At 54.1% G+C, this 25,607-nt stretch carries 23 protein-coding genes and 3 pseudogenes; 12 read left to right on the top strand and 14 right to left on the bottom strand.

What is annotated here, in order from left to right; translation table 11 throughout:
• Positions 1-68: 68 nt before the first annotated feature.
• Genes VF684_RS08890 through ilvG form a run of 3 tightly spaced genes read right to left on the bottom strand, consistent with a single transcriptional unit; the run spans position 69 to position 2,947 of the window.
• Entirely contained in the window at positions 69-1,013 is a 945-nt protein-coding gene (locus VF684_RS08890; protein WP_440174160.1) for a branched-chain amino acid transaminase, read from the bottom strand.
• A 12-nt stretch (positions 1,014-1,025) separates the two neighbouring features.
• On the bottom strand, positions 1,026-1,304 hold the full coding sequence (gene ilvM, locus VF684_RS08885; RefSeq protein WP_005342011.1) for an acetolactate synthase 2 small subunit: 279 nt from the start codon (positions 1,302-1,304) through the stop codon (positions 1,026-1,028).
• Complete coding sequence (ilvG, locus tag VF684_RS08880; protein WP_440174159.1) at positions 1,301-2,947, bottom strand: acetolactate synthase 2 catalytic subunit; 1,647 nt, start codon at positions 2,945-2,947, stop codon at positions 1,301-1,303. The genes ilvM and ilvG overlap by 4 nt, the downstream gene beginning before the upstream one ends.
• A gap of 384 nt (positions 2,948-3,331) precedes the next feature.
• Here ilvG and VF684_RS08875 point away from each other — a divergent pair.
• From VF684_RS08875 to VF684_RS08845, 7 genes and pseudogenes are all read left to right on the top strand, one after another.
• Positions 3,332-4,177: pseudogene (locus VF684_RS08875) on the top strand (YifB family Mg chelatase-like AAA ATPase); the annotation flags it as partial.
• A gap of 272 nt (positions 4,178-4,449) precedes the next feature.
• Positions 4,450-5,544, top strand: coding sequence for a hypothetical protein (locus VF684_RS08870; RefSeq protein WP_219313646.1), 1,095 nt, complete (start codon positions 4,450-4,452; stop codon positions 5,542-5,544).
• A gap of 20 nt (positions 5,545-5,564) precedes the next feature.
• Positions 5,565-6,122 (top strand): hypothetical protein, encoded by a 558-nt coding sequence (locus VF684_RS08865; protein ID WP_219313648.1) that lies wholly within the window; start codon positions 5,565-5,567, stop codon positions 6,120-6,122.
• 521 nt (positions 6,123-6,643) lie between these two features.
• Entirely contained in the window at positions 6,644-7,732 is a 1,089-nt protein-coding gene (locus VF684_RS08860) for a multiubiquitin domain-containing protein (protein ID WP_236095649.1), read from the top strand.
• Positions 7,729-9,099, top strand: coding sequence for a ThiF family adenylyltransferase (locus VF684_RS08855; RefSeq protein ID WP_219313652.1), 1,371 nt, complete (start codon positions 7,729-7,731; stop codon positions 9,097-9,099). The genes VF684_RS08860 and VF684_RS08855 overlap by 4 nt, the downstream gene beginning before the upstream one ends.
• The gene (locus tag VF684_RS08850; protein WP_219313654.1) at positions 9,100-9,441 is read left to right on the top strand and encodes a DUF6527 family protein; all 342 of its coding nucleotides are present in this window, start codon (positions 9,100-9,102) and stop codon (positions 9,439-9,441) included.
• A 157-nt stretch (positions 9,442-9,598) separates the two neighbouring features.
• Positions 9,599-11,398: a hypothetical protein gene (locus VF684_RS08845; RefSeq protein ID WP_236095650.1), complete on the top strand. Its 1,800-nt coding sequence runs from the start codon at positions 9,599-9,601 to the stop codon at positions 11,396-11,398.
• A gap of 122 nt (positions 11,399-11,520) precedes the next feature.
• Here VF684_RS08845 and VF684_RS08840 read toward each other — a convergent pair whose 3' ends face one another.
• The 6 genes and pseudogenes from VF684_RS08840 to VF684_RS08815 all read right to left on the bottom strand — a co-directional run bounded on the left by VF684_RS08840 (position 11,521) and on the right by VF684_RS08815 (position 17,536).
• Positions 11,521-12,378, bottom strand: a complete 858-nt coding sequence (locus VF684_RS08840; RefSeq protein ID WP_236095651.1) for a hypothetical protein — start codon at positions 12,376-12,378, stop codon at positions 11,521-11,523.
• A gap of 581 nt (positions 12,379-12,959) precedes the next feature.
• Positions 12,960-13,328 carry a hypothetical protein gene (locus VF684_RS08835; RefSeq protein WP_236095652.1) on the bottom strand — a complete coding sequence of 123 codons (369 nt, stop codon included), beginning with the start codon at positions 13,326-13,328 and terminating at the stop codon, positions 12,960-12,962.
• 279 nt (positions 13,329-13,607) lie between these two features.
• Positions 13,608-14,018 (bottom strand): annotated as a pseudogene (locus VF684_RS08830) (TniQ family protein); the annotation flags it as partial.
• 14 nt (positions 14,019-14,032) lie between these two features.
• Complete coding sequence (locus VF684_RS08825; protein WP_219313662.1) at positions 14,033-14,923, bottom strand: TniB family NTP-binding protein; 891 nt, start codon at positions 14,921-14,923, stop codon at positions 14,033-14,035.
• Positions 14,920-16,848 (bottom strand): Mu transposase C-terminal domain-containing protein, encoded by a 1,929-nt coding sequence (locus VF684_RS08820; protein WP_236095653.1) that lies wholly within the window; start codon positions 16,846-16,848, stop codon positions 14,920-14,922. Before VF684_RS08820 ends, VF684_RS08825 begins: the two co-directional genes overlap by 4 nt.
• The gene (locus VF684_RS08815; RefSeq protein WP_219313666.1) at positions 16,841-17,536 is read right to left on the bottom strand and encodes a TnsA endonuclease N-terminal domain-containing protein; all 696 of its coding nucleotides are present in this window, start codon (positions 17,534-17,536) and stop codon (positions 16,841-16,843) included. Before VF684_RS08815 ends, VF684_RS08820 begins: the two co-directional genes overlap by 8 nt.
• A 79-nt stretch (positions 17,537-17,615) precedes the next feature.
• Between VF684_RS08815 and VF684_RS08810 the strand changes: the two are divergent.
• From VF684_RS08810 to VF684_RS08800, 3 genes and pseudogenes are all read left to right on the top strand, one after another.
• Positions 17,616-18,323 (top strand): annotated as a pseudogene (locus VF684_RS08810) (ATP-binding protein); the annotation flags it as partial.
• A gap of 126 nt (positions 18,324-18,449) precedes the next feature.
• The gene (locus tag VF684_RS08805) at positions 18,450-19,349 is read left to right on the top strand and encodes an acyltransferase (protein WP_139441127.1); all 900 of its coding nucleotides are present in this window, start codon (positions 18,450-18,452) and stop codon (positions 19,347-19,349) included.
• Between the two features lie 6 nt (positions 19,350-19,355).
• Positions 19,356-20,321 (top strand): acyltransferase, encoded by a 966-nt coding sequence (locus VF684_RS08800; RefSeq protein ID WP_139441126.1) that lies wholly within the window; start codon positions 19,356-19,358, stop codon positions 20,319-20,321.
• Here VF684_RS08800 and VF684_RS08795 read toward each other — a convergent pair.
• From VF684_RS08795 to VF684_RS08785, 3 genes are read right to left on the bottom strand one after another with little or no spacing between them, the layout of a single operon-like run.
• The gene (locus VF684_RS08795; protein WP_139441125.1) at positions 20,246-20,740 is read right to left on the bottom strand and encodes a DUF523 domain-containing protein; all 495 of its coding nucleotides are present in this window, start codon (positions 20,738-20,740) and stop codon (positions 20,246-20,248) included. The two genes, VF684_RS08800 and VF684_RS08795, sit on opposite strands and share 76 nt — an antisense overlap.
• A complete protein-coding gene (locus VF684_RS08790) occupies positions 20,737-21,042 on the bottom strand; it encodes a hypothetical protein (RefSeq protein WP_120416227.1) in 306 nt (101 codons plus the stop codon). Before VF684_RS08790 ends, VF684_RS08795 begins: the two co-directional genes overlap by 4 nt.
• Before the next feature lie 19 nt (positions 21,043-21,061).
• Positions 21,062-21,712, bottom strand: coding sequence for an NUDIX hydrolase (locus tag VF684_RS08785; protein ID WP_005339607.1), 651 nt, complete (start codon positions 21,710-21,712; stop codon positions 21,062-21,064).
• Positions 21,713-21,786: 74 nt separating this feature from the next.
• On the opposite strand from VF684_RS08785, the gene VF684_RS08780 reads away from it, so the two are divergent.
• Positions 21,787-22,422: a nicotinamidase gene (locus VF684_RS08780; RefSeq protein WP_042055347.1), complete on the top strand. Its 636-nt coding sequence runs from the start codon at positions 21,787-21,789 to the stop codon at positions 22,420-22,422.
• A gap of 101 nt (positions 22,423-22,523) precedes the next feature.
• A complete protein-coding gene (gene pncB, locus VF684_RS08775; RefSeq protein ID WP_042062464.1) occupies positions 22,524-23,702 on the top strand; it encodes a nicotinate phosphoribosyltransferase in 1,179 nt (392 codons plus the stop codon).
• Between the two features lie 72 nt (positions 23,703-23,774).
• On the opposite strand, the gene VF684_RS08770 is transcribed toward pncB, so the two are convergent.
• A complete protein-coding gene (locus VF684_RS08770) occupies positions 23,775-24,383 on the bottom strand; it encodes a thiol:disulfide interchange protein DsbA/DsbL (RefSeq protein WP_005339604.1) in 609 nt (202 codons plus the stop codon).
• Positions 24,384-24,521: 138 nt separating this feature from the next.
• Positions 24,522-25,511, bottom strand: coding sequence for a serine/threonine protein kinase (locus VF684_RS08765; RefSeq protein WP_440174155.1), 990 nt, complete (start codon positions 25,509-25,511; stop codon positions 24,522-24,524).
• Positions 25,512-25,607 lie beyond the last annotated feature (96 nt).

Raw genomic sequence — 25,607 nt, 5'->3', positions numbered from 1 at the left:
GGTGAGGACTCCACTGGGCAGCGCTCACCGGAAGCGACTCGGAGAGGCACAGCGCCTCCCCTCTCTCATCAGTCGTTGACGGGCGTCAGCCAACCCCACTTGTCTTCGGTCTTGCCATTGAACAGGCCGAAGAAGGCGTTCTGCAGTTGCTCGCTCACCGGACCACGGCTGCCAGCGCCCACCTTCATCCGATCGACGGAGCGCACCGGGGTCACTTCGGCGGCGGTGCCGGTCATGAAGATCTCGTCTGCAACATAGAGCGCCTCACGGGGCAGTGCCTGCTCGCGCACCTCGTAACCCAAGTCACGCGCGAGCGTCATGATGGTGTCGCGGGTGATGCCGGGCAGGATGGCGGCGGTAGCGGGCGGGGTGAACAGTACGCCGTTCTTCACCAGGAACAGGTTCTCCCCCGCGCCTTCGCTCAGGTAGCCGTTCACATCCAGCGCCAGCCCCTCGGCGAAGCCGTTGCGCTTGGCCTCGCGGCTGATCAGCTGGGAGGACAAATAGTTACCACCCGCCTTGGCGCCGGTGGGGATGGTGTTGGGAGCGAGCCGGTTCCACGAGGTGACACAGACATCCACTCCGTTTTTCAGTCCCTCTTCCCCCAGATAGGCGCCCCACGGCAGAGCCGCGACCATCAGATCTGCCTTGGCATCCAGCGGCGGATGCAGCCCCAGCCCCACGTTGCCGACAAAGGCCAGCGGGCGCAGGTAGCCGCTCTTCAGGCCGTTCTCGCGCACCACGGTGCGGCAGGCTTCATTCACTTCGGACTCGCTGTAGGGGACGTCCATCCAGTAGATCTTGGCGGAGTCGAACAGGCGGCGGGTGTGCTCCTGCAGACGGAAAATGCAGGTGCCTTTGGGGGTATCGTAGGCACGCACCCCCTCGAACACCGAGGAGCCGTAGTGCAGGGCGTGGCTCATCACGTGCACCTGGGCATCCTGCCAGGGCACCAGTGTGCCGTTGAACCAGATGTATTGCGGGTGAGTGGCGGATTGGGAAGGCTGTGACATTGGCTTGGCTCCTTAAGCTCTGATCCGGGGTTGCTGTTCCAGTGCATCGACCCGGGAGACGTCCACCAGCTTCACCAGCTGGCTCCACAACTGCTGGATGGGACGCACCGACTCGACAGTAACCGTGATCCGCAGCTGTTGGCAATCCTGCTCCATATTCAAGGCGCATAGATTGAAGCCGCGGTGACGCACCACCCGCAGCACCCGCTCCATCACTTCCGGTCTGGGCTGGGCATGGATATGCAGGGTGTGCTGTGCAAATGCTGGCTGGGCAAGGGTGTGCGGGTTCATGGGCGTTGCTCCATCATCTGGTGGTTGGCGACTCCCGGCGGAACCAGGGGCCAGACGTTTTCTTCCTCTGAAATAGCCACATGCAGCAGGTAGGCACTCTCGCTTGCCAGCAGGCGATCGAGGGCGCCGGCTATCTGCGCCTTGCATGTGATGGTCTCACCCGGAATGCCGAAAGCGGCAGCCAGGGCGACGAAATCGGGGTTGTCGGAGAGGATGGTCTCGCTATAGCGGCCGTTGAAAAACAGCTCCTGCCACTGGCGCACCATGCCGAGACGCTGATTATCCAACAGCACCATCTTCACCTTGAGCTGGGCGCGGCGGATGGTGCCAAGCTCCTGCACATTCATCATGAAAGAGCCGTCACCGCTCACCAGCACCACTTCATCCTCCGGGCGCGACATCTTGGCCCCGATGGCGGCCGGCAGACCGAAGCCCATGGTGCCGAGACCGGCGCTGGAGAGGTGGTTGCGCGGACTGGTGAAGCGCATGTGTTGGGCCACCCACATCTGGTGCTGACCGACGTCGCAGGCGACCACGCTGCTCTCCGGCAACTTGGCAGATAGCTGTTTGAGCAGAGCCGGGGCATAGATGGCCTGACCCGGGTGGTCGTAGCGAAATGCATATTCGCGGGCCATGGCTGCGCAGTGTTCACGCCAGGGGGCGATGTCGAGAGTCATGGCGAGGCGCGGCAGCACCTGTTTGAGATCCGTGGTGATACCCACCTCGGCAGCGCGGCGCTTGCCGAACTCGGCGGCGTCCACATCGAGATGGATCACCTTGGCCTCTGGGGCAAACTCCTCCAGCTTGCCGGTCACCCTATCATCGAAACGGGCACCCACCACCAGCAGCAGATCGCACTGCTGCACCGCATAGTTGGCTGCCTTGGTGCCGTGCATGCCGAGCATGCCGAGATAAACGGGGCTATCGGGGTCGAGCGCGCCGATCCCCTTGAGGGTGGTGACCGCTGGCATGCCGGTTGCGGCAGCAAAGTCGCGCAACTGCTGCTCGGCATTGGCCATGCCCACTCCGCCACCGACGTAAAGCACCGGACGCTCGGCGGCAGCAAGCAGGGTGCGGGCCGCGGCCAGATCCGAGGGGTTGAGCATCTCCGGCTCTTCCACTGTAAACAGCGGGCTCTGGGCAGGCACCGCGGCCAGTTGCACATCCTTGGGGAGATCGATCAGCACAGGGCCGGGGCGACCTTCGGTGGCGATAGCGAAAGCCTCTGCCAACACCCGCCCCAGATCGGCGGCATCGGTCACCATGAAGGAGTGCTTGGTACAGGAGAGGGACATGCCGAGCACGTCGACCTCCTGAAACGCATCGGTGCCGATGGCGGCACAGGGCACCTGACCGCTGATGGCCACCAACGGCACCGAGTCGAGCAGCGCCTCCGCCAGACCGGTCACCAGATTGGTGGCGCCGGGGCCGGAGGTGGCGATGCAGACTCCCACCTGACCGGAGGCGCGGGCATAACCGACTGCAGCCATGGCGGCACCCTGCTCGTGGCGGCAGAGCTGATGGGCCAGACCACCGTCATACAGGGCATCGTAGACCGGCATGATGGCCCCGCCCGGGTAACCAAACACCTGGGTCACACCCTGTTTCTTGAGAGCCTGTACCAAAAACTGCGCGCCGTTCATGTGGAAAATCCTGTCCTTTGGTCGAAAAAAAACCCCCGGGCTGTGAGGCTCGGGGGTCGCTTGTTTCGTTCTGTCCGGTGGTGGGTCTATCCCTTGTTCCGTGCAGCTAAACGAGCCCCGAGCGGTGAGATAATAATCACCACTAGGACCACAATAATGCTGACGAAACGGGAGGCCATGTTCATAGTTACAACCGGAAATCCTGTGAAATTGGGGCGGTTTTTACCGCGAATGGCTATTAGAACTAGCACGGTGATTTTTATTGGGCAAGCCTTTTTTCTGTGACAACCCACTGATTTTGGCTATTCCTCAGCCGGAACTCTGGAATAAAAAACCAACAATAAGCAGTTAGTCAGAACATATATCAACTCAAGGACGGGATTTATGTCATTAGCTGTGGTTTATAGCCGTGCCAGCCTCGGGATCGCGGCCCCGCAAGTTACAGTGGAAGTTCACCTCTCCAACGGCCTGCCCGCCTTCAACATGGTCGGCCTGCCGGAAACCTCGGTGAAAGAGTCGCGAGATCGGGTCCGCAGCGCCCTGCTCAACGGCAATTTCGAGTTCCCGAGCAAACACATCACGGTCAATCTGGCTCCCGCCGATCTACCCAAGGAGGGGGGCCGTTTTGATCTGGCCATCGCCATCGGCATTCTCGCCGCTTCCAAGCAGATACCCGCAAAATACCTGCTCGATCACGAATTTTTGGGGGAGTTGGCCCTGACCGGCGAAATTCGTCCCGTGCTCGGGGTGCTGCCTGCCGTACTCGCCTGCCGGGATGCGGGGCGCACCCTGCTGGTACCGCGAGAGAACGGCCCGGAAGCCTCCCTCATTCAGGATGCCGAGGTGCGCACCGCCCACCAGTTGCTGGCCGTCACCGCCTGGCTGGCCGGCCAGTACGAGCTGCCACTGCCGGATCAACAAAGCGCGGAGAGCCTGCCCGATGTGCCGGATCTGCAGGATGTGATCGGCCAGTCACAGGCCAAGCGGGCGCTGGAGATCGCCGCCGCCGGCAGCCACAACCTGCTGTTCATCGGCCCGCCCGGCACCGGCAAGAGCATGTTGGCCAGCCGTCTGCCCGGCATTCTGCCGCCGCTGAACGAGCAGGAAGCGCAGCAGACTGCCGCCATCCACTCCATCGGCGGCCTCACCCCGCGCGCCGGTCACTGGCACCACAGACCCTATCGCACGCCCCACCACAGCGCCTCGGCGGTGGCGCTGGTGGGCGGCGGCTGTGACATATACAAAATATTGCGACGATATGGAAATAGCTGCCACAAGCAAGGGCCCAATCTAGGTAACTATGTGTTGCACATACCTAAGCAACTCGATTGCCCGGCTGTCACTTGATCTAGAGATCCAATCTTGGATTATTTAAGTGTGAAGTTCTGGTGTATCATGGCGCGGCTCATTACGCTGTGCGAGCTGCGCTAAATAATACACTGGCAGGAAAATTACTTTTTCAATGATAGCGAACCCGTTGTTCACTTTGCTTTGAGCTGGATATGCTGAAAAGAATTTTAAAATTACTCAAGGCACAACCAAGCCTCAAGGCAAGTGATATCGCCCGTCACTTGGATGTTCCTCGCAAGAAAGTTAATCAAGCTTTGTACGACAATACCGATGTTCTCGTAAAAGATGATGATACCTTCTGTTGGTCTTTACGTGGACACTCTAGCTGCGAACTTGAACTAGTTTCAGGAAGAACCTGGATTACACAAGAGCATTTTGAGCAAGCGCTTCTTAGACAAGGCTCACCACTTGACTCATCTCACAATGAGGTGACCATCAAAATTAGGGATGGGCAGCACCTATTACTATGTGCGGTTGCGCGAGTCCTAACGCTGTCAAATCAGCTAGTTAAGAAAGGCAAGAAAGTTACTCTAGATTTCACTAACAACGAATCAACGGTCTCATATCTGGGTCGTGCATGTTTTTTTTCACGGCTGGATCCGACCGTGAACGTCCTGCCTAAAAGGCCACCAGACTCAGCTTCTGAGCAATACATTGCTAACAATATTTCACTTGTAGAATTGCTGGAAATCTGTCCTGAAGATAACGTACCAGATCGCATTAAACAAAGCTTTGTGGGTACGTTCGGTACCAAGTATTCAACAAAACTATTCACCCTAGTGGCTGAGATGGTTAGTAATGTCGAAGATCACTCTGAAACCCAAATTCCAGGTTTTGCGGCCTTACAATCGTATGGGCCTAAAGAAAAAAAATCTGTAGTCGTCGTCATTTCTGACTGCGGTAAAGGTATCTGTGCCACATTACGCCCTGGCTTGGACAAGCACTTCCCAGATGTTGCCAAGATGTTTCCCCTCTCTGAACCAGATGCGAACCCTCGGCTAATCCTTCATGCGATGAAACATAGGGGGTTAAGCCGACTAGGTGAGGGACGCGGAGCCGGTTTCCATACAAGTCATGGGGGAGCGGCCATACTGAACGCAAAAGTAACGATTCGGCAAGACAACTTTGTAGTACGCTTGCAGTACGAGGATGGACACCTTAAAGACGGTAATTGTAACTGGGATACAGACCTTCCTACACTCATGGGAACTCACATTGTGTTTGAGTTCTTTTTGACAGCCATATAGGCTCTGGTTAAACTCGAGATATGAAACAGAAAAATTACACTTTAAACCTTCACCAGTATGCTGATGAACCTAACCCCTACGGAACTAGTCGGGGTCGTAAGGCTCATGCGTTGCTTGTCAGGGACATAGATGTACTCCACGGCGCTTCAGTTGTCGGTATCTCCCTTGCCAAAATTGAAGCTGCTGATGTTTCTTTTTTCCGAGAAAGCATCATTTATACCGTTAAACGGTATAGTAAGCAGATTGCGTTTTACGTCTTTGATATTACTGATGAAGACCTAATTGCAAACTTACACGGTGCCGCAATTTCCGGTGATCAAAGCCTAACCTGCTGGGTAGGTAATGAGTGCAGATTTGTAGGCCCAGAGCCATCCGCCTCTAGCAAGACTCTTTTGGATTTTGTTGTTGAGCATCGTGAAACTACCACAGCAAAAGCCGCATTAGCTTTAGATATCAGTGTTCAGAACGCTAGCACTCGGCTTAAGCGCCTAGCTGAAGATGGCTTCTTGCTTCGTACTGAAGAGTCAGCCGACAGTGGTGGTAAAGAGTTCGTTTACAAGGTGATCGGAAAAATCTGATTAAACCGCTTCCCTTAACCAGAAAAAGGATCTACACTGCTTGCAGGTGGTCCTTTTTTAAGGGTCCTGGTTAAACGGCTTTCGTTAAGCAGATTTTTCTTCAGTGAACATCTTAGCTTGGGGGCGAGGGTTAATCTCTAAGATACATGGAAGGAACAGTAAGAAGGTAGCCATTTCCGGATTTGCAGGCATGCAAAAAAGGCGAAGTCCTAAGCAAGAGTCGCCGAAATGATAATAGTTTAACTATATAAGCAGAAACTAGGTGTTCTTCAGAGAAGCGCACCAAATAGAGGAGAAATTATAGGCAGAATAAACAGCACAACGATTAAAACGTTGAGGAAAAACCCAAGCTCTATGGCGATAGAACTCAGCAGCGAAGAATCAAAAGCACGTGAATTATCTTCGTATGTTGCCCATCAGTCAAGTGTTGGTGTAGGGGGCTCTTCAGCGGTTACAAATAGGCTCCTTTAGAGCATTTACCTGAACCATACAAGTACGGCAACGTACTGGAGATAATTGAAATGCAAGATAATCAACCACCGCAGCTCCGTCACCGAATCATTGAAGTGGCAGACAAAACTCTTGTTTACCGACAGGTAACAATGAGCGACAGCACACCCACTGGAGCACAAATTGCAGCGGCAGCTGGATTTAAACCCGACCAACTCCCGGTTGTGTTGCGATTACTCTTGAACGGCTCCCTTGAAGATATACGTCCTGACGAAATCGTCGACCTCAGTGATGAAACTGACCGTTTCATTGTGGTCGAATCCGACCGCACCTATCGATTCACTGTTGACGGTGCCCGATTGGAATGGCCGTGCCGCCACATAACCGGGTATGTCGTTCGTGAACTGAGTGGTATCAGTGAGGATAAGACGCTGCTCCTGGAACGTGAAGACGAGGCTGACCTTGAAATCCAAAACGATGATTTCATCGACTTGGATGAAGCCGGTACTGAGCGCTTCATCAGCCGTAAAGCCACATGGAAGTTGAATGTGCAAGGTAAGGTATACAACTTTGATACCCCGACAATTGTGATCCGCGATGCTGTTATCCGCGCAGGTCTAAATCCAGACCAAGCATGGTATATATTCTTCAAAGTCGCAGGAGCACCTAAGGTCGAGAAGAACATTGATGATGTCATCGATCTACGTACCCCCGGCATCGAGAAGCTGCGCCTTACTCCGCGTGATGTAAACAATGGCGAGGTGCCTCCGGCACCTCGCCGTGAGTTTAACCTGTTGCCTGGCGATGAACTGTACCTCAATAGCATGGGCTACCGCTGGGAGACCTGTTTGAATGAGAGCTCCAGCTGGTTGGTCATCCACGATTACGACCTGCCTGCTGGATACAACCATCAGAAAGTGAAATTGGCGCTCTTGATCACCTCTGGCTACCCCATGAGTATGTTAGATATGTTCTATGTGTACCCGCTGCTGTTGCTGGCCAATGGCACTGAAATTCCCGCTACGCAAATTAGGGCGGTGGTTGACGGAGTGACATTCCAAGGTTGGTCTCGACATCGCCCGTGGAATCCTGCGACGGACACAATTGTCTCACAACTTGCTATGGCCGATGGCTGCCTTCTGAAGGAGGTAGGCCAATGAGCACGGGCTCTCGTCTGGTGTTGACGCAAGAAATCCATACCTCGCTCTGGGAACACCTGTTCCCAGGCGATGGCAAGGAGGCTGCTGCAATCCTGCTCTGCAACCGCAACAACGGCACACGCCAGAAATTCCTGGTTAAAGAACTGATTCCCATACCATACGACGAGTGTAAGTCGCGGTCCGTCGATTCCATTTCTTGGCCTGGCAGCTACTTAGAAAAAGCTATCGATGAAGCTGATGCGACATCAATGTCAATTTTCCTTGTGCACTCGCATCCTGCTGGTTTTCTGGAATTCTCTGACATCGACGATGAAAGCGATGCCCAGACCATGCCATCGCTGTTTCAAGGAGTCAGCACTATTCACGGTTCGGCATTAATGGTCTCGAGTGGTGAGATGTGTGCACGTATTTACCGCGATGGTAATCACTGCGAACCCGTGGAACTGGTAACTGTCGCTGGCGACGACATCCACTACTGGTGGGCCAATACCAAAGTGCCAACTATGGCGTTCACCTCTGGAATGACGGACACCTTCAAGCGCCTTACTGTAGCTGTCATAGGTGTTTCCGGAACTGGTTCGATTGTGGCTGAGCAAGTGGCTAGGCTGGGCTTTGGAGAGATCCTGCTGTTCGATCATGACCATCTGGAGAAGAAAAACCTGAACCGAATCCTGAACTCAACACTCGAAGATGCTCAAGCAGGCCGTTCGAAGGTGGAAATGTTCGCAGAGGCAATTCAGCGCATCAGAGGAGAGGATATAGCTAGGCCTTTTCACAGCACTATCTGCTCGCGGGATGCCATCCTTGCCGCTGCAAATGCAGACGTGATCTTCTGCTGTGTCGATACCTACCAAGCCCGCATGATCGCGGATCTCATAGCTTCAGCTTTTTTAATCCCATTACTTGATGTGGGGGTGAAAATTCCTACGCATGTTGATCCAGAAGATGGTAGGAAGATCACTGATGTAACAGGACGGATCGACTATGTCAAACCCGGTGGCTCTACTCTGGCAGATCGCGGTGTCTACACACCTGAACTGTTGTACCAAGAGCATATGCGTCAATCAATGCCTGAGAATTACGAGGACCAATTGGCTCGTGGCTACATAACAGGGGTATTGGATGAAGCACCATCGGTAATTACTCTTAACATGAGAGCAGCATCTGCATGTGTCTCAGAATTCATCGCTAGAAGCTTCCCCTTCCGTGAGTACCCCAACGAGCAGTTTGCCAGAACCATATTCAGTCTCACTGAAGCAGAGGAGGACTACATTGACGAAAGTTCGTTCTCAAAGGGCTCAAATCCTCGTCTTGCCGAAAGTGATAAGGAACCTCTTCTCGGCCTACCGAATCTGGAGATGATGTAGATGTCAATTTTCAAGAGGCTATTTAACTACTTTCTAAGGAAGGTCGAGCCACTGCTCCCACCTCGACACTTAATCATCGTGGAAGGAGATTCGTTGCCGGAAAATATGCCTATACGTTCAGTCATTCTCGCAAGAGATGGGGAGGAAGACTGGTGCATTGGGTTCAGATGTCCTTGTGGGTGTGGCCGTACAATCGAACTCTTAGTAATTGAAGAAGCAAAACCACGCTGGGACTACAGCGTCAGTGACAATGGTTTACCTACACTACACCCATCTGTGTGGCTCAAGAGTGGTTGTAAATCCCATTTTTGGTTGAAGAAAGGGAGGATCTTCTGGGTATGATATTTGCGGGTAAGGTTATGCTGGCTACTGATTAGATTTGGCATTGGTATTAAATGTGTAGGCCTAAATAGCTATTTTAGAATCTTAGGCCTCAATAATATATACGCATTATTTATTAATTCTGGTACAGGTGACAAGTTCCCTCGTTAGGAGATATATGCCCATCCCACTTAGAAAAAACATAAGAAATATCAGCAAAGTGGTTGAGCTCGATGGGCTGCCAAATGACGACCGAAAAATAATGGTTTGGTGGTATTGTGGTGTTTTTAAAAATCAGTTTGACAACTCACAACCAAAGGTTCTTGTAGCATTCCGTGAACTACTAGACTCTGGAGACTTATCAGATAGAGTCACTTACTATCGGGTACCCATTACTGCTCTTGGCCAAGTCAGAGTAGGTACTATCTGGCAAAATAGGAAATGTCAGTCAGAAGTAATCTTTGATAAAGAGAAATTCACTGTCAATTTTACTGAAAACAACTGGAGTATCACTTCATTCAAAAAAGCGGTTGAAGACGGATGTCCGCTTCCATATCCGCAAGAAATCTACCCTCTAGTATATGCCAGAGACCATAATTGGTTACTTGAATTCCCAATATATACTGGTGGTAAACTGGTTGTCCCGTGTATGGAATTTTTCACTAGATGCTACGGACGATCCGCTGAACTTAGACGCGTACTCTCGACCTATTCTTGGAAGGAGTGTGTGGAAAAACGTCTATATGCCCCTCTAGAGGAGCCAGAAACACCGCACCAGTGGAAAGTCCGCTTAAGAAAGAGACTTGTTAATGGCGATGTAATCCTTCTTGCCCACGCCAAGTACGAAGAATACACGGAAAAAGCTGTAAAAAGCATCTATTCACAAATTGAAACCCTGCACGATCCAGAAGATAAAAAACCAGCATTCATAAAAGTCTTCCCCTGGTTTCAAGGGGTAGCAGAACTCAAAGTGAAGGGTATCTGGTTTGATGAAGGAAAATCTTTCCTCGCTCTACAAATAGTGGGCTGTAGTCAACCAGGTGGTGTACCGATTGAACGGGACAGGGAAAATGCAAAATATTCAGGCCAGCCAACTGACATTAATAGGATCGGAACCGCATGGACGGGTGCAGATGAAAGGAGATCAGTTCAAGTTCCTGAAATAATTGATCTAACTGGAGATGTCGCGCCGGATGCGCACGCGGTGTCGGTAGAGATTGAAGATCCTGACTTCGAGGAGTTAGGAATATTACGCATCATTACAGATAGGAGAAAACGACCCAAAGGTTCCTCTGGACAAAAAGCAAAAGGGGATGATGCATCAGTTTTTTCTAGCGGTGAAGCCCACGGCAAGGGTCAAGGAGTTGGGTATGCAGCCATCCATGCCCCTCAACTCATGGAGTCTCAAGGTATTTTACGCGATATGTGGAATGCAATGATATTTCTAAAACAAGATAAAATGATGCAGATCCAAGCTGTGGAATGGTTCACTTTTCATGATGGATATAAAGATGATGCCGAACCAAACCTGATAGGGCTTGAACCGTTTACAATCGAAGATCGGCAGCGAAACATACTCGACACTACAACGCTAAAGTGGCCCTTCATAGATCCTATTACTAGGGAAATAAGAGGCATCTTGGTATCCCGCCTGACAATTCAGGGGTCGTCAGTCTATATTATAGAGATTCAGCGGAGAGCACAAAAAAGAAAGAAAAAAGATGGGAGCGCAAAGGGTTCTGAAGAGTCATTTAAGGGGTTGGTTATGGCTCTAGATGAACAAGATAAATTTGAAAAATGGCTTTGGATATTTTTATCAAAGATCCGGTTCTCTAAAGGAGTAATGACGGATTTAGTCGAGAAGTGTCCAGGTAAGGCGGCAACTTTTAAACATATGACTACCGATAAAAGTGACCGGGTACGATGCGAGCACAATGTGTTGAAGGCCCTAAATAAAATAGGCGTTTTTATAGAATAAAAAACGAAATTCAATTCTCGCAACTTCATTAACGATTGATGGATACATCAACGTATTTGCACTGCGAGAGTTATTTTTTTAAAAAACTCTTGAGCTTTATCTCCTGCCCCCATTAAAATATATCATTTTGGATATGATGCAACCCAATAAGATTTATTATTCCAGGTAATAACAAGCCCATCATCTATTTGATGAACATCAGTATCTTTTACAATTAACCCAACATTTCTTTTTAGTCCATGAAAATACATCAGTGATACAGATAACCAACGGCGTTTAAATTTTTTGCTTTGCCCCCCCTCTTTCATTAGTGTCAGCAGCTCCGCTTCCAGTTTCTTTCTCCGTTGCCGGTGTACCCTACCAAGGTTGGCTTTTGGTAAGGCAATCTCGATACCACGAACCTCACGCAGATACCGCACAAATCCAGAAATAGCGGCCCTTTGACCAGGTTTTTTATCTAGGTAAGCGTCAAGAATTTTTTGATTCGGCTGAATACACCCTTTTTCACCGGCCTGGCATAGTAATGCTGCAGCTGGCGACAGAGCCAGCCGAACCGAGCGCAATGTCATCTTGCCTGCATTCATGTTCTCTATGAGGGCCCTGTAGTAACCCTCTAGTAGAGTACGTTCGTTCATCTCCTTAGCAAACTTGTCCAGTATGACGACAATACGCCGACGCTCAGAATCGTCAGCCTTTGCCGCCGCATCAGGCACTACAAGACCTGTCACCTCCATCCATCGCATGGGTAACAGCACACAGCGAAGCCTGGCTGTACCGAAGTGCCTCAGCAGCACTGCAAACTCGGGGAAATCCTTCCAATAGCGTTCTACCTCCATGAAGAACGGTAGGTAATGATGGATTGTCATAGCCGCCTTGTTTTCGCCCACCTGACCCATGAGCCAATGGCCAAAAGCCTCAAAATGCATCGCCATCGTGGGTAATGAAAAGGCTGCGCAATCCATCTGAATGCGCTTCTTCAACAAACCCCGCCAATAACAATGCTGGCATTGGCTACCACACCCTGCTGGCATTAGCTCCGTGCATTTAGGACAAGCCACCTCACCCTTCTCAAAGCATGTCTTGCATAGCATCCGGCCGTCCGGATTCTCTAGCAGCGACCGATAGCGGCTACAAGCTTGGCATGTACCATAATCTGCGCGAGCACATTTCGGGCAGATGCGACAGTCATGCCCAAGACGGCTCAACCGGGTAAGCCTTGATGAAATTACCCCGCATACCTCACACAATTCAGGCTTTCGGAAATACGGTGAACAGGCATTGCAAACTGGGCCATAAATCGTGATCTTGCCGATGACATAGCCAACTTTTCCACAACGAACACAGGGCCTGTCATTCTCACACGCTCGACAAACAGCGACCGGATCGCTCGTCGGAAGTCGCGCGAAATTTCCGCATGCTGGACAAATCTGGCGCTTGAAAATGCGGGAATAGCAGGTCGTGCAGTAACGATGTCCCTTGTAGATACGGTGTGCCTTAGCCATCTTCCGCTCACATTCATCACAGCGCTGGGTAATTAGTTCAGCGATCATCAGGCTACCGACTACCGTTTACGTTGCAAACGAGCGACCATGCGCATGACGGTTTGACGCGTTCGCGGTCTATCCATGTTTCCCTGTGTTTTTCGTGTCCGGGAAATACTCTTTCCAGGTAGTGTTTTGATCAGTGTTGCGATCAAATCGGGCACCTGATGGTTCTTATAATGGAGGGACTCCTTAGTGAGGTGTGCTCCCGTGGCCGAGATCAGAAAGCACTCTGGTTCGGCATCCAGCATTTCCCAAGCTCCAACAATCAGCCGCGCTCTCTCTTCAACGGGCAGAAGCTCAAGTGCAAGCCCAGTCGCAGGCGACCATAGACAGTCGGCATTCACACCCAGCATCTTCACGAATGTCAAAAGCCCTTCATTCTTCATTAACGCTGCCTTCCGCAGGAGCATAACAAAGTACCGGGAAAGCTCGAACCAACCGCCTGTATCAAGCTTTTCTACACCGTATAGTCCCTGTCCTGCCCTCAGTACCTCATCAGCGGCCTGCTGGAAGGAAAGTACAGCCCGTGAAAGTGCTACGGGATTGGCTTTACGCAGGTCGGACTTACACGTTGCGCATGTCGCCAGACAGCCGTCTTCCGCCGATAACCTGTGGGGCTCTAAGGGGGCATTGCATGTCGAGCACCGGTCTAGGAGGAGTACGCCATGCGTCGGGCAACACGTATGCCATGCTAGACGCCATTGCTTGCGGTAGTAGGGCTTTTTATCTTCCTGGAAGCAACAGGAGCAGTATTGCAGACCCCCATGATGTTTTCGGTTCCTCGATCCCAATGCAAGCACCCAAGGCCAGATAGGCAAGTGCTCGAGAGATACCGATGTGATTGCCGACGCAATTGGGCGAAGGGACGCCATCTCAAACTTCAACACATCAATACCAGAGCTCCCTGCCAGTGTAGAAAGCCGCTCCTCACTTAAGCCACGATCAAGATCACTAGCCCAAACTCTCCAGCGAGGCCACAGCGCACCAGTAAGCACCAATGGGTCGCATCCCTGAGCTAACGCTGCCCTCGTAAGCCAGGAAGAAAAGAGTTCATCCGGCAAAAGGGAAACGGGCACAGCCCAACGGGGACTCACGCCATCAGCTCTCGGATACCACGCGTCGGTCGAACCCAGGCCTTACTCTCTATGATGGCCTTATCAATTTGCTCTTTCCCGCTCTTGGCCGCCTCCTTAGCGCATTCAACTAGGAGGCAATGGAGGTTGCCGATATTGCCCTCGGAAATTGCATGCAACGCGGTGGCTAGTTCTGGTTGGTGTAAACGGGAAGGATTCTTCAACGGCAACACCTTCTCGAAGTCTGCCAACAGACGCTGGAAATCCGGATTCAGCTCCCAAACGGGCAGACTCATGACATCAAAGCGACTGGCGTGCTGTGGATCGGAGTGTAAGACACGGACAGCCTCACGAGTACCGACACCGACGATAGGAATAGCAAGCTCGTTACAAAGCAACTTGATAGCGTTCATCACTTCTCTCTGTTTGACGGCAGATCCCGTGAGAAGAGAGTGAAACTCGTCAATGATGAGCATGCGCACATGACATGCTCGGAAAAGATGGATGACCTGATAGCGCAACTTAGATACTGGATCAGTTGCCCGGTACGGCGTAAAAAAACGCTCTAGGATGGAAATATAGAGGCTTTTTTCATCAGCGCTAGGCGGAGCCTCTGCGAGGATGATTGGCTTCACAGGATCCGCATCCTCGTTGACGTAACCTTGTCCACAAAGATCAAAAAAACGTCGAACAATGGTGGTCTTACCATTATTGGGATCCCCCACGAGGAGGAGATTAGGCATGCGTGGCCGTACCGGTTTATGCAGCAGACCTTGGAGAGTATCCATGACCTGCTGGGCAGTCTTGTAACCAATCCAACGCGGTTCATCGAGAAACTCGATGCGCTCCTTATCGGAAAGCAACATGATGTGATGGAAATCTGGGTGGATATGCTTGTAAGAACTCATGCGATGTCTCCGAATGTATCGATGTCACCGTCAATGAGACCGGTGAAAGCTTGCAGGGAGGAGGCTTCCGCCTGAGTTGACTTAGCTGGTAGTGGCGCCGCCGGTGATATGTTCTTTTCGTGCTCTTTACGTCTCTGCGCTTGACGGCGGGCCTTCTTGGTTCGTTCTTGGGCCTCTTCGACATACGTTCGCAACTCAGTGATGGCGCGTAGAATTCCATGCTCGTTGACACTGGCCACGCCATCACGTTTCAACTTCTCCTTTGCCTGCTGGTATTCCCAAATACTCATAGCTGGCAGAGATTGGTCAGCGAAGGGGATCTTGAAATAGTGCTGGAGTGCTGGGTCAAAAAACCAGATAGCACTAATGTCCCGAGGATCACGTCGAAAAACGAGATCCAATTTCTTCTTAGTTTCCGAATCCTCTATATTGATCCACGGACGCAAGGCCTCGGCATAGTAGCTCATGCCGTCGATAGTAACACCGAAGGTCTGTACGGTACGCCGGAAGGCTGGCAGGAAATCAAGAAGTATCGTCAACCGGTCTACTGGTTTTGGCGGCACACCAACACCCTGAAACTCACTATTGCCAAAAATGCCAATCTCCCACTTTTTCAGAGGACTCATGCCAATGGAAGCATGTAGACGCTGGTGATAAACCTTACAAATCAGCGTTACCAACCAAGTCTCGAACTCAGACTTGGTCATGGCTGCATGCTTCTCAGCATCGTAGCCTTCACGAGCCTTAATAGACGAAAATGTGGTACCAGGAAGATCGTGGATCTCGCGCAGCAAAGTGCCGAGCATCCGTTCAATGTGTCCACCATAGCGAGGCTGTTTGACCGGTCTGAACTCCAGACTGATACCGTAGGCAAGACATGACTGCTGAAAGTTGTTCGAACGAAAGTCTGCGCCATTATCAACGTGGATAGTTCTGGGGACACCCCAGATAGGCCACGAGGAGTCCACCTTATGAAGCAAAAGCCACTCGTCTTTGGGTAGCATCGAATGGGCTACACACATAGCGACAGACGTTTCCGAAGGCGGGTCAAAGGATAGGTAATAGCCAGTTACCATACGGCTATGCACGTCCATCGCGAGCGTGATCCAAGGACGGCCTATTGGTTTCCGATATATATCATCGACCAGGATTATATCTGCTGGCGTATGGTCAATCTGCACGACTGCAAGCGGATAATCGGCGTTCGGAAAGCTACCCGGGACTGGCAGGAACTTATTCAGTGCTTTTTCCTTGAACCCCCGTCCCCGTAGTCGTGCCTTCTCCGAGACCTTAGCGATGCGTGCCCGGATGGTCATGTGGTTAGGCGGTTTGATACCACGTTCAGCACACAAACGTTGGACTTCCATGATCGTCTTTTGGGCTGTAGGGCGCTGTACTGTCAGGTAGTAGTCCCGGATTGTCTTTTCGATAATCTCGTCACAATCCGGGGAAATGCGACTTTTTCCTTCCTGCCAGCCACGTTTCTTTGGAATGAGTGCAGTCACGGTGCCGTAGGCGTTGTAACGTTGCAGCCAGCGGTAAATGGTTGAAGGATCAATATTCAGCTCTTTTGCCCGGCGTTCTGCCTCATCACGACCAATTTGGAGCTTACCAACGAGCGGACTGATCGCAGCGAAACGCTGTTGTGCTATTTGCCAATCCTCATCAGCGATCTCCGCAAGATCTTGGTTTACCTGGAGCTTGGCATCCTTGATATCGGCCACTGGCCGTAAATCGCCAATCCTCAGAGCGGTGCTACGTCCCGTCTCAGCAGCAACACCAATGACAGACTCAAAATCTAGAATCTGTGCGATCTGATAAACAATATTGTCCTGTTGTACGAAAGAACCAACATCAATTTTGATTCGTTTCCGGTTAGGTTCAAAAGCCATATTCGGCATTTCGACTTCATCATTCTTATTCATTTGTAGGGATCCACAATTCGCTGAATTCGTTGAGTGGTCGACTGATATCGCAATCCAACTTTCGGGTTGCTAGCAGGTGCCAAAGGTGTGCAATGCCCTCAGCCCGATAGATCCCCATGAAATGACGGGCAAGCAAGTAGTCCATCGTTGCGCACCCCATGTGGCGGACAGTCTCAAGCACCCACCGACTTTCCTCGGCCGAGAACGGCATCCGTTTGTAGCGCTCTAGGAAGCGAATGTTGTCGAACATCTGGTCCCGAATACGGGACTCGTCACAGATATGAAACTCCCACCCCTGGGACCGCGCATAGCTCCAGGCTGCCTTCCATTTCGGCAACCATTCACGCCAGTGCCTACGCCATTCCGTCTCTGGCTTAACTTCTACGAGTACAGGCTTGGGATAGTCATCGTAGGAATGGCTACCTAGGCGGTAATAGACGAGAAAATCGGGAGTATATGTGTAGGTCCGGCCATTTGATGAAACGAAAGGAATCTCTGCTGGCTGTGGAATCACATCCAGTACGTTGAGAGAGAATTCAGTACGAATCAAAAAATCACGCTCCAAAGTGGACTCGTATGCAACCATTGAACTCCCACGGAAAGCATACACCCCCGAGACGCTACGGCGCGTGGGTTTGATTTTACGCATCTGTCTGGGTTGCACTTCATCGCAGCTATTTGTATGCATAGCGTTCCTCATTGCACTTAATCATCAGATTTTTGTCGCAATAATTTGTATACAGGCGATATTCATTCGTTGGCTATAGGCCAACAGTGTTGCACTTATTTCCATACATTACAGCGGCAGCCACCCAAGGCCCGGCGAAATTTCGTTGGCCCACAACGGGGTGCTGTTTCTGGATGAATTGCCCGAATTCGAGCGCAAGGTGCTCGACTCACTGCGCGAGCCGCTGGAGACGGGCCACATCACCATCAGCCGGGCCGCCCGTCAGGTGGATTTCCCCGCCCGCTTCCAGCTGGTGGGCGCCATGAACCCCAGTCCCTGTGGCCACTATGGTGACGGCCAGACCCGCTCCAGCCCGGATCAGATCCTGCGCTACCTCGGCAAACTCTCCGGCCCCTTTCTCGACCGCTTCGACCTGACGGTGGAGGTGCCGCTGCTGCCCAAGGGGAGCCTGACCGGCAAGGCGGAGCGAGGGGAGTCGAGCCGGCAGATCCGCGATCGGGTGCTGGTGGCACGAGAGCGTATGCTGAGCCGCAACGGCAAGCTCAACAACCTGCTGGATAGTCGCGAGATAGAGGATATTTGCCGACTATCACCGCAAGATGCCGAATTTTTGGAGAACGCCATCCAGAAGCTGGGGCTCAGCATCCGGGCCTGGCATCGCATCCTGCGGGTGTCACGCACCATCGCCGATCTGGCCGGGCAACCCGCCATCGGCAAGGAGCATCTTATCGAGGCGCTCGGCTACCGGGCCATGGACAGGCTGCTGTCGCGACTGCGCAGCAGCTGACAGAAGGGAAAGAGTGAGTCCAACCCCGTAAAGGCTCTGAATGGTCTCGCAGGCAATCGGCTGATATTATGGCCACAGATCTGACCACTTGATGGCCCTTTATCGACAGCAAGACGGACCCGACTCATGCCCAACAAGCTGACAGAGCGACTGCGCGGCAGCCTCTCCACCCTGCTCTATTTTTTCAACACCCTCTTCTGGTTTGTTCCCATCTTCTCGCTGGGTCTGCTCAAGCTCCTGCTCCCCCTCAAGGGGTGGCGCACCCTCTGCAACTGGCTGCTGGATGGCTGTGCCAGCTGCTGGATAGGTTTCAACAATCTGATCCAGAAAACCATCATAAAAACCCCTTTCGAGGTGGTCGGAGTGGACAAAGGGCGCCGGAATGAGTGGTATATGGTGATTGCCAACCATCAATCCTGGGTCGACATACTAGTACTGCAGCGGGTTTTTAACCAAAAAATCCCCTTCCTGAAGTTTTTCCTCAAGAAAGAGCTGATTTGGGTACCTTTTCTCGGTCTGGCATGGTGGGCGCTCGACTTCCCCTTCATGCGGCGATATTCCCGGAAATTTCTGGAAAAGAATCCCCATCTGAAGGGAAAAGACATAGAAACAACCCGTAAAGCCTGTGCCAGGTTTCGCCACATTCCAGTGAGTGTGATGAACTTCGTCGAAGGCACCCGCTTCACCAAGGGCAAACATCAGAAGCAGGGTTCGCCCTATCGTCACCTGCTCCACCCGAAAGCGGGGGGCATCGCCTTTACCCTGGCAGCCATGGGTGACCAGTTGCATCAACTGGTGGATGTCACCATCGCCTATCCGGACGGCATCCCCAGCTACTGGGACTTCATGTGTGGCCGGGTCGGGCAAATCAAGGTTCAGGTCCGCTATTTGCCGATCGACCGCAAGCTGGTGGGGGATTACTTCAATGACCCCGAGTTCCAACAAGAGTTTCAACAGTGGTTGAACGGGATCTGGCACGAAAAGGACCAGACCCTGAGCCAACTGCTGGCAACCAAGGCGCAGTAAACATTCATGCTATCCCTGCTTCCCGGCCCGCTGGTGCTGATCATCAGCGCCGGCCTGACCATCCTTTTCACCGCCTTGTGCGCCAGCCTGATCCTGCTGGTGTCGCTGGCCAAACTGCTGCTGCCGATCCCGGTCTTTAGCCGCGCCTGCAGCCGGCTCAACAACCGCTTCATGAGACTGTGGCTGGCCTGCAATGCGCTGGTGATCCGCCTCACCACCCGCATTGACTGGCAGGTGGAGGACAATACCAAGCTGCGCAAGGATGGCTGGTATCTCATCATCAGCAACCATATGAGCTGGACCGATATCGTAGTGCTCGGCCACCTGTTCCGCGATAGGCTACCGGTGCCCAAGTTCTTTATGAAGCACGAGCTCATCTACATCCCGCTGCTGGGGCTCGCCTGCTGGGGGCTCGATATGCCCTTTATGCGTCGCTACTCACGGGAGTTTTTGCTGAAGAACCCGCACCTGCGCGGCAAGGATATCGAGACCACCCGCAATGCCTGCGAGAAGTTTCGCCATATCCCCACTACCGTCATCAATTTCGTGGAAGGGACCCGCTTCACCGAGCAGAAACGGGATGCGGCCCGCTCCCGCTACCGCCATCTGATGCCCCCCAAAGCGGCGGGGCTGGCCTTTACGCTGGCAGCCATGGGCGAGCAGTTCGACAGCCTGATCAACGTCACCATCCGCTATCCGGACAACGCCGAGACCCCGTTCAAGGACTTCCTGATGGGACGGGTAAAACGCATTCAGGTGCGGATTGAGGAGCTGCCGGTGAATGAACAGCTGATAGGAGATTACTTCAACGACAAGCAGTTCAAGCGCGGTTTTCAGGAGTGGCTAAACCAGCGCTGGCAGGAGAAGGACGAGGTGCTGGAGGGGTGGCAGAGCGGTCAGGTGCCGCTGCCGGTTGCCGCCAAATCCGGGGATGAATCCAAAGAGAGCGCAGAAGCCAACTCGGCCAACTGATCTTCGGAAAAGACTGCAATCCCGTGGCGGCGCAGCAGGGCAGTGGTCTTGCCCTCGCCCGCCACAGAAACACCTTCAAAGCGGCCGTTATAGATACGGCCGCTGCCACATGAGGGGCTCCCCTCTTTCAGCAGGGCGAAGCGAATGCCCTGCGTCTGACAAATAGCCAACGCCAGCTCGGCGCCGCGATCAAACTCTTCAGTCACATCCAGCCCGCTCGCCGTCACTACCCGTTCGCCCTGCCGCTCGGCAGGAGGACGCGGGGTCGGCAGACCGCCCGCCACTTCGGGGCAGAAGGCCAGCGCCCGCCCCTCGGCACCCAGCGCACTCAGCCAGTCGCTGACGATCCCCTTGCTCTGGCCGTCGTAACGCACCGGCTGACCCAGCAAGCAGGCGCTAACTAAAACCTTCCCTCTCATACTTCTGCTCTATGAATTTTATTGAACCCAACCCATCCGGAATTTTTTGCTGTTTCAATAATGAAATCCATGTCTATCAAATCACCATCGGACAATAATTCTTCACTCATTTCTACAGAACAATAAAAGCACTGTTCATTGTCTGCCCACCCAACAGTCGCTAGTGTGTAGACTTGCATATCTTCATGCAAACGGAGCCCAACAAATGGAACGAAGGGCAAGCTAAGCTCTTTGGCGCCAGCACAAAAACAGGTTTTATCCACATCTCGCACAATTAGCGAAAGTTTCACTTTGTAATTCATAGCAACAACGATCTCTCTTTTACGCTTCTGCTCCGTGCATCACCTGATCGAACATCACGCAACAGGGGCTCTCCAGCCGGTAGAGGATGGCAGGACGCTGTTTGCCGGTGCGCTTGCGGCCGGTATCCACCAGAATGTCGGCGCGATGGATCCGCTTGCGAAAGGCGGCCGTATTCATGGGTGTTTGCAGGATGATTTCGAAGGCGCGTTGCACCTCGGAGAGGGTGAACTCGGGCCCCAGCAGTTGCAGCGGCAGGGTGCTGTAGCGGCTCTTGATCCGCAACCGCTCCAACCCCTTGGCGATGAGCTGAACATGGTCGAAGGCGAGGCTCAGCCCCGGCAGGTTGGCGAGCGGATGCCAGCAGCCGTGGATCGCTTCCACTTCCGGATCCACCAGACAGAGATAGACCAGGGTCGTGGACCAGCCGCGGGGATCCCGCTCCAGATTGCCGAGGGTGCAGACCTGCTCACTGTAGCAGTGACCTAGCCCCCACTCCGCCAGCAGGCGGCGCTGGGCGGCATCGAGATCCCGATCACGGGTCTCGTCGATGCGCAGCGCAGGCAGTTGCCAGCAGTGGGCAAAGGGGGGGCGATCGCGGGTCTCGAGGAGCAGCTCGAGCCGCTCCTCATGCAACCGCAGCACCACCATATCCAGACTCATTCTCAGCATGCCGATCGCCCTGCTCGCCTTCCATTAATGTTTGGTAGATAATATCACACGAATAGTATGTGCAGGAGCCAATCATGGGAACCGTCGCCAGCCTGGATATTGATGCGCAGAAGGGCTTTACTCCCCTCTGCCCGAACGAACTGCCCGTCGCGGGCGGTGATGATATTGTGGCTGCGCTCAACGCTCAGGCCACCCTCGCCACGCTGCGGATCGGCAGCAAAGACTCTCACCCTGCCAATGCCGACTGGGCCGTCTCTGACCCCGCAGGCATGCTGTTGCCGCTGGATCTGCCCAACGCCGACCTCACCTGGCCGGTGCACTGCGTACCGGGCAGCAAGGGCTTCGAGCTGCTCGACGGCCTGCCCGCCCCCATCGACTATGACTTCTTCGTCTGGAAGGGGGTCGAGCCTGATCTGCATCCCTACGGCACCTGCTTCCACGACCTGGCTGAACGGCGCAGCACCGGACTCATCGAATTCCTGCAAGCCCGCAAGGTCGATACCGTACTGGTCGGCGGCCTCGCCACCGACTACTGTGTCAAAACCAGCGTGCTGCAACTGCGCCGCGCCGGTTTCCGGGTGATCGTCCATCTCGATGCCTGCCGTGGCATCGCCCCCGAGACGGTTGCCAGCGCCCACACCCAGATGATCGAGGCTGGCGCCGAACTGGCCCAGACCCTGATCGATGTACAACGCCTGCTGGACGCCTGATATGCCACCGATTCTTACCAGCCTGCTCGACACCGACGCCTGCACGTTACATATGCGGCAGGGGAGCTCCATCGTGCTCACCAGTCTGCGAGGAGCCTGATATGCCCCCAATCCTCACCAGCCTGCTCGACACCGATGCCTACAAGCTGCATATGCAGCAGGCGGTGTTCCATCGCTATCCGGATGCCGAGGTGGTGGCCGAGTTTCACAGCCGCAATGAAGAGGATCTGCTGCCCATGATGGGGCAGATCGAGGAGCAACTGCGCCTCGCCGGATCCCTGCGACTGACCAAGCCAGAGCTCGATTTTCTGGCCGAACGCCCCTTCTTCACCCCTGACTACCTCGACCACCTGCGCCGCAAGCCGCTCGACGCCTCCCTGCTCAAGGTGTTCGAGCAGGATGGCCGCATCAATGTGCGGGTCGAGGGCCCCTGGCAGGATGTGATCCTGTGGGAGATCCCGGTGCTCGCCATCATCAGCGAGATGCGCAACCGCTTCCGCTATCCCCAGTTCGGCGTCAGCCATGCGCTGGAGCGGCTCGATCAGAAGATCGACAAGCTGGAGAAGGAGCTGAGCCGCGACGAGATGAGCGAGTTCAACCTCATCGACTTCGGCACCCGCCGCCGCTTCTCTCACGCGGTACAGGATGCGGTAGTGGGTCGCCTCAAGGAGCGGCTGCCGGCGTTTCGCGGCACCAGCAACTACATGCTGGCCCAGAAGTACAAGCTGCCCGCTGTTGGCACCCAGGCCCATGAGTGGTTCCAGGCGCACCAGCAGCTCGGCTTCCCGCTGGAGCACAGCCAGCGCGCGGCCCTCACCAGCTGGCTGGACGAGTTCACCGACCATCTCGGTATCGCCCTGACCGACTGCATCACCATGGATGCCTTCCTGCGCGACTTCGACTTCGAGCTGGCCAGCAGCTATCAGGGCTTGCGCCACGACTCCGGCGATCCCGTGGTGTGGGGCGAGAAGGCGATCAGCCACTATCAGCGCCTCGGCATCGACCCCACCGACAAGACCCTGGTCTTCTCCGACGGGCTCAACCTCGACAAGGCGGTGCAGCTGTTCCGTCACTTCCGTGGCCGCATCAACACCAGTTTCGGCATCGGCACCAAGCTCACCTGCGATCTGCCCGGTGTCAGCCCGATGAACATCGTCTTCAAGCTGATCGAGTGCAATGGCGGCCCGGTCGCCAAGATCTCCGACAGTCCGGGCAAGACCCTCTGTCGGGATGCGGAGTTTATCCGCAACCTCAAACAGGCGTTCCACGTCGGGGTCTGATCTTCCCGATCACCAGAAAACAAAAAGCCCGCCGGTTCGCACCGGCGGGCTTTTTTATCGACTCAAGGGGTATCAGTCTTTCTTGGCCAGCAGGAACTGCACCAGCTTGTTGAACTGCTCTTGAGAGGTGATGGATTCAATCTTCACCATGTACTTGCCGTTCACCAGGAAAGCCGGTACACCGCGAATGTTGTAGCTCTCGGTGTTGCGATCGAACTGGGAGACCATGCCGGAGACGGCGAAGCTGTCGACGGCACCGTCGAACTCTTCAGCCGGTACGCCGTTGTCCACGAAGATCTTCTTCACATCGTCACGGCTCATCGGCGGCTGACGTTGGGTGTGGATCTTGGTGAAGATGGCCGGAGTCAGCTTGGCTTCGGCATTGAGCAGGCTGGCAACGGCATAGGCACGCTGCATCTCGGGGCCCATCTCGCGACCGAGGAAAGCAACCGGGTTCTTCTTGAGGGGCACACCCTCTGGCAACCCGGCCTTCAACTGTTCAACGATCGGTTCGAAGGTAGCGCAGTGCGGGCAGTAGTAGGAGAAGAACTCCATCACTTCCGGCTGGGCACTGCCAGTCTGTTTGACCACATCGTAGTTGACGCCTTCCTTGAACTCGGGGGCGGCGTGAACCATGGGGATCATCAGCATGGCAGCAAGGAAAAATAGAACTTTTTTCATGATGTTTCCTGTTAAGGGATCACTGTGAGGCACGCCCGGCGAACCGAAGCAGTGCCAAGCCTATTGTTTCGCCATGCTGACGTCAATGGTCAGGGCCGGAGATCGAGTCCCCCTTGCCGCGCAAGATCCCTTCTATTTTCACCAGTTTGGCATCAGACTCAACGGCGGCGCCTTGAGTACTTCCAGCTGATCGTGCAGGGTCGCAATCTGCTGGCGCCAGTAGTGATCGGTATTGAACCAGGGGAAGTGACGGGGGAAGGCGGGATCTTCCCAGCGCCGCGCCAGCCAAGCCATGTAGTGAACGATGCGCATCGCCCGCAGCGGCTCGATCAGCGCCAGCTCCCGCGAGTCGAACTCCATAAACTCCTCGTAGCCCGCCAGCAGGGTGTCGAGCTGGATCTGCTGCTCGTGGCGCTCGCCGCTCAGCATCATCCAGAGATCCTGAATCGCGGGGCCGGTACGGCAATCATCGAGGTCGACAAACATGGGGCCATCGCGCCACAGGATGTTGCCCGGGTGGCAATCGCCATGCAGGGAGATCTGCGCCACATCCAGGGTCATAGCGTCGCAGACATGTTTGATCAGCTCGTCGAGCACCCCGAAGAATTGCTTCGCCAGCCCGCTTGGCAGCCATTCGCCAGACGCCAGCAGCTGACGCGGTTCATGCAGCATGCTATCCACGTCGAGCCGTACCCGATGGTGGAACGGCTTGCTGGCGCCGATCTGATGAATGCGGCCGAGGAAACGCCCCACCCACTCCAGCTGGTCAAGGTTATCCACCTCGAACTGGCGGCCACCGACGCTCTGCCAGATGGCAAAGGGGTAGCCCTCGTGCTCCAGCAGGGTCTCGCCCGCGAAGGCGAGCGGTGCGGCGACCGGGATCTCAGCCTCTGCAAGGCGGGTGGCAAACTCGTGCTCCTCGAGGATCTGGGCCCTGCTCCAGCGGCCGGGACGGTAGAACTTCACCACGTAGCGGCGACGATCCTCATCCTGAAACTGGTAGACCCGGTTTTCGTAGCTGTTGAGCTCGATAAGGCCGGAGTCGAGCCGCAGGCCACTGAGATCGAGCGCATCCATGATGAGGTCGGGATTGAGGTCGGAATAGTTGAAACGCATGTCATCCACCATAAGAAAGGGGCGCCGTTGCGCCCCATTCTATCACTACTGACCGGCGTTGCCGTGCTCGCTGGTGACCGGACTGGTGTCACGCCCGGCCCGCAGCCA

Source organism: Aeromonas sp. Lyrl_2, assembly GCF_051948815.1.
Lineage (GTDB): Bacteria > Pseudomonadota > Gammaproteobacteria > Enterobacterales > Aeromonadaceae > Aeromonas > Aeromonas veronii.
Note: the sequence above shows the minus strand (reverse complement) of the source record. Positions and strands in the feature narration are given on the sequence as shown.

Coding starts and splice junctions, on each gene's coding strand:
- VF684_RS08890 (WP_440174160.1), bottom strand. CDS start 1,013: ATGTCACAGCCTTCCCAATCCGCCACTCACCCGCAATACATCTGGTTC.
- ilvM (WP_005342011.1), bottom strand. CDS start 1,304: ATGAACCCGCACACCCTTGCCCAGCCAGCATTTGCACAGCACACCCTG.
- ilvG (WP_440174159.1), bottom strand. CDS start 2,947: ATGAACGGCGCGCAGTTTTTGGTACAGGCTCTCAAGAAACAGGGTGTG.
- VF684_RS08870 (WP_219313646.1), top strand. CDS start 4,450: ATGCTGAAAAGAATTTTAAAATTACTCAAGGCACAACCAAGCCTCAAG.
- VF684_RS08865 (WP_219313648.1), top strand. CDS start 5,565: ATGAAACAGAAAAATTACACTTTAAACCTTCACCAGTATGCTGATGAA.
- VF684_RS08860 (WP_236095649.1), top strand. CDS start 6,644: ATGCAAGATAATCAACCACCGCAGCTCCGTCACCGAATCATTGAAGTG.
- VF684_RS08855 (WP_219313652.1), top strand. CDS start 7,729: ATGAGCACGGGCTCTCGTCTGGTGTTGACGCAAGAAATCCATACCTCG.
- VF684_RS08850 (WP_219313654.1), top strand. CDS start 9,100: ATGTCAATTTTCAAGAGGCTATTTAACTACTTTCTAAGGAAGGTCGAG.
- VF684_RS08845 (WP_236095650.1), top strand. CDS start 9,599: ATGCCCATCCCACTTAGAAAAAACATAAGAAATATCAGCAAAGTGGTT.
- VF684_RS08835 (WP_236095652.1), bottom strand. CDS start 13,328: ATGAAGAATGAAGGGCTTTTGACATTCGTGAAGATGCTGGGTGTGAAT.
- VF684_RS08825 (WP_219313662.1), bottom strand. CDS start 14,923: ATGAGTTCTTACAAGCATATCCACCCAGATTTCCATCACATCATGTTG.
- VF684_RS08820 (WP_236095653.1), bottom strand. CDS start 16,848: ATGAATAAGAATGATGAAGTCGAAATGCCGAATATGGCTTTTGAACCT.
- VF684_RS08815 (WP_219313666.1), bottom strand. CDS start 17,536: ATGCATACAAATAGCTGCGATGAAGTGCAACCCAGACAGATGCGTAAA.
- VF684_RS08805 (WP_139441127.1), top strand. CDS start 18,450: ATGCCCAACAAGCTGACAGAGCGACTGCGCGGCAGCCTCTCCACCCTG.
- VF684_RS08800 (WP_139441126.1), top strand. CDS start 19,356: ATGCTATCCCTGCTTCCCGGCCCGCTGGTGCTGATCATCAGCGCCGGC.
- VF684_RS08795 (WP_139441125.1), bottom strand. CDS start 20,740: ATGAGAGGGAAGGTTTTAGTTAGCGCCTGCTTGCTGGGTCAGCCGGTG.
- VF684_RS08790 (WP_120416227.1), bottom strand. CDS start 21,042: ATGAATTACAAAGTGAAACTTTCGCTAATTGTGCGAGATGTGGATAAA.
- VF684_RS08785 (WP_005339607.1), bottom strand. CDS start 21,712: ATGCTGAGAATGAGTCTGGATATGGTGGTGCTGCGGTTGCATGAGGAG.
- VF684_RS08780 (WP_042055347.1), top strand. CDS start 21,787: ATGGGAACCGTCGCCAGCCTGGATATTGATGCGCAGAAGGGCTTTACT.
- pncB (WP_042062464.1), top strand. CDS start 22,524: ATGCCCCCAATCCTCACCAGCCTGCTCGACACCGATGCCTACAAGCTG.
- VF684_RS08770 (WP_005339604.1), bottom strand. CDS start 24,383: ATGAAAAAAGTTCTATTTTTCCTTGCTGCCATGCTGATGATCCCCATG.
- VF684_RS08765 (WP_440174155.1), bottom strand. CDS start 25,511: ATGGTGGATGACATGCGTTTCAACTATTCCGACCTCAATCCCGACCTC.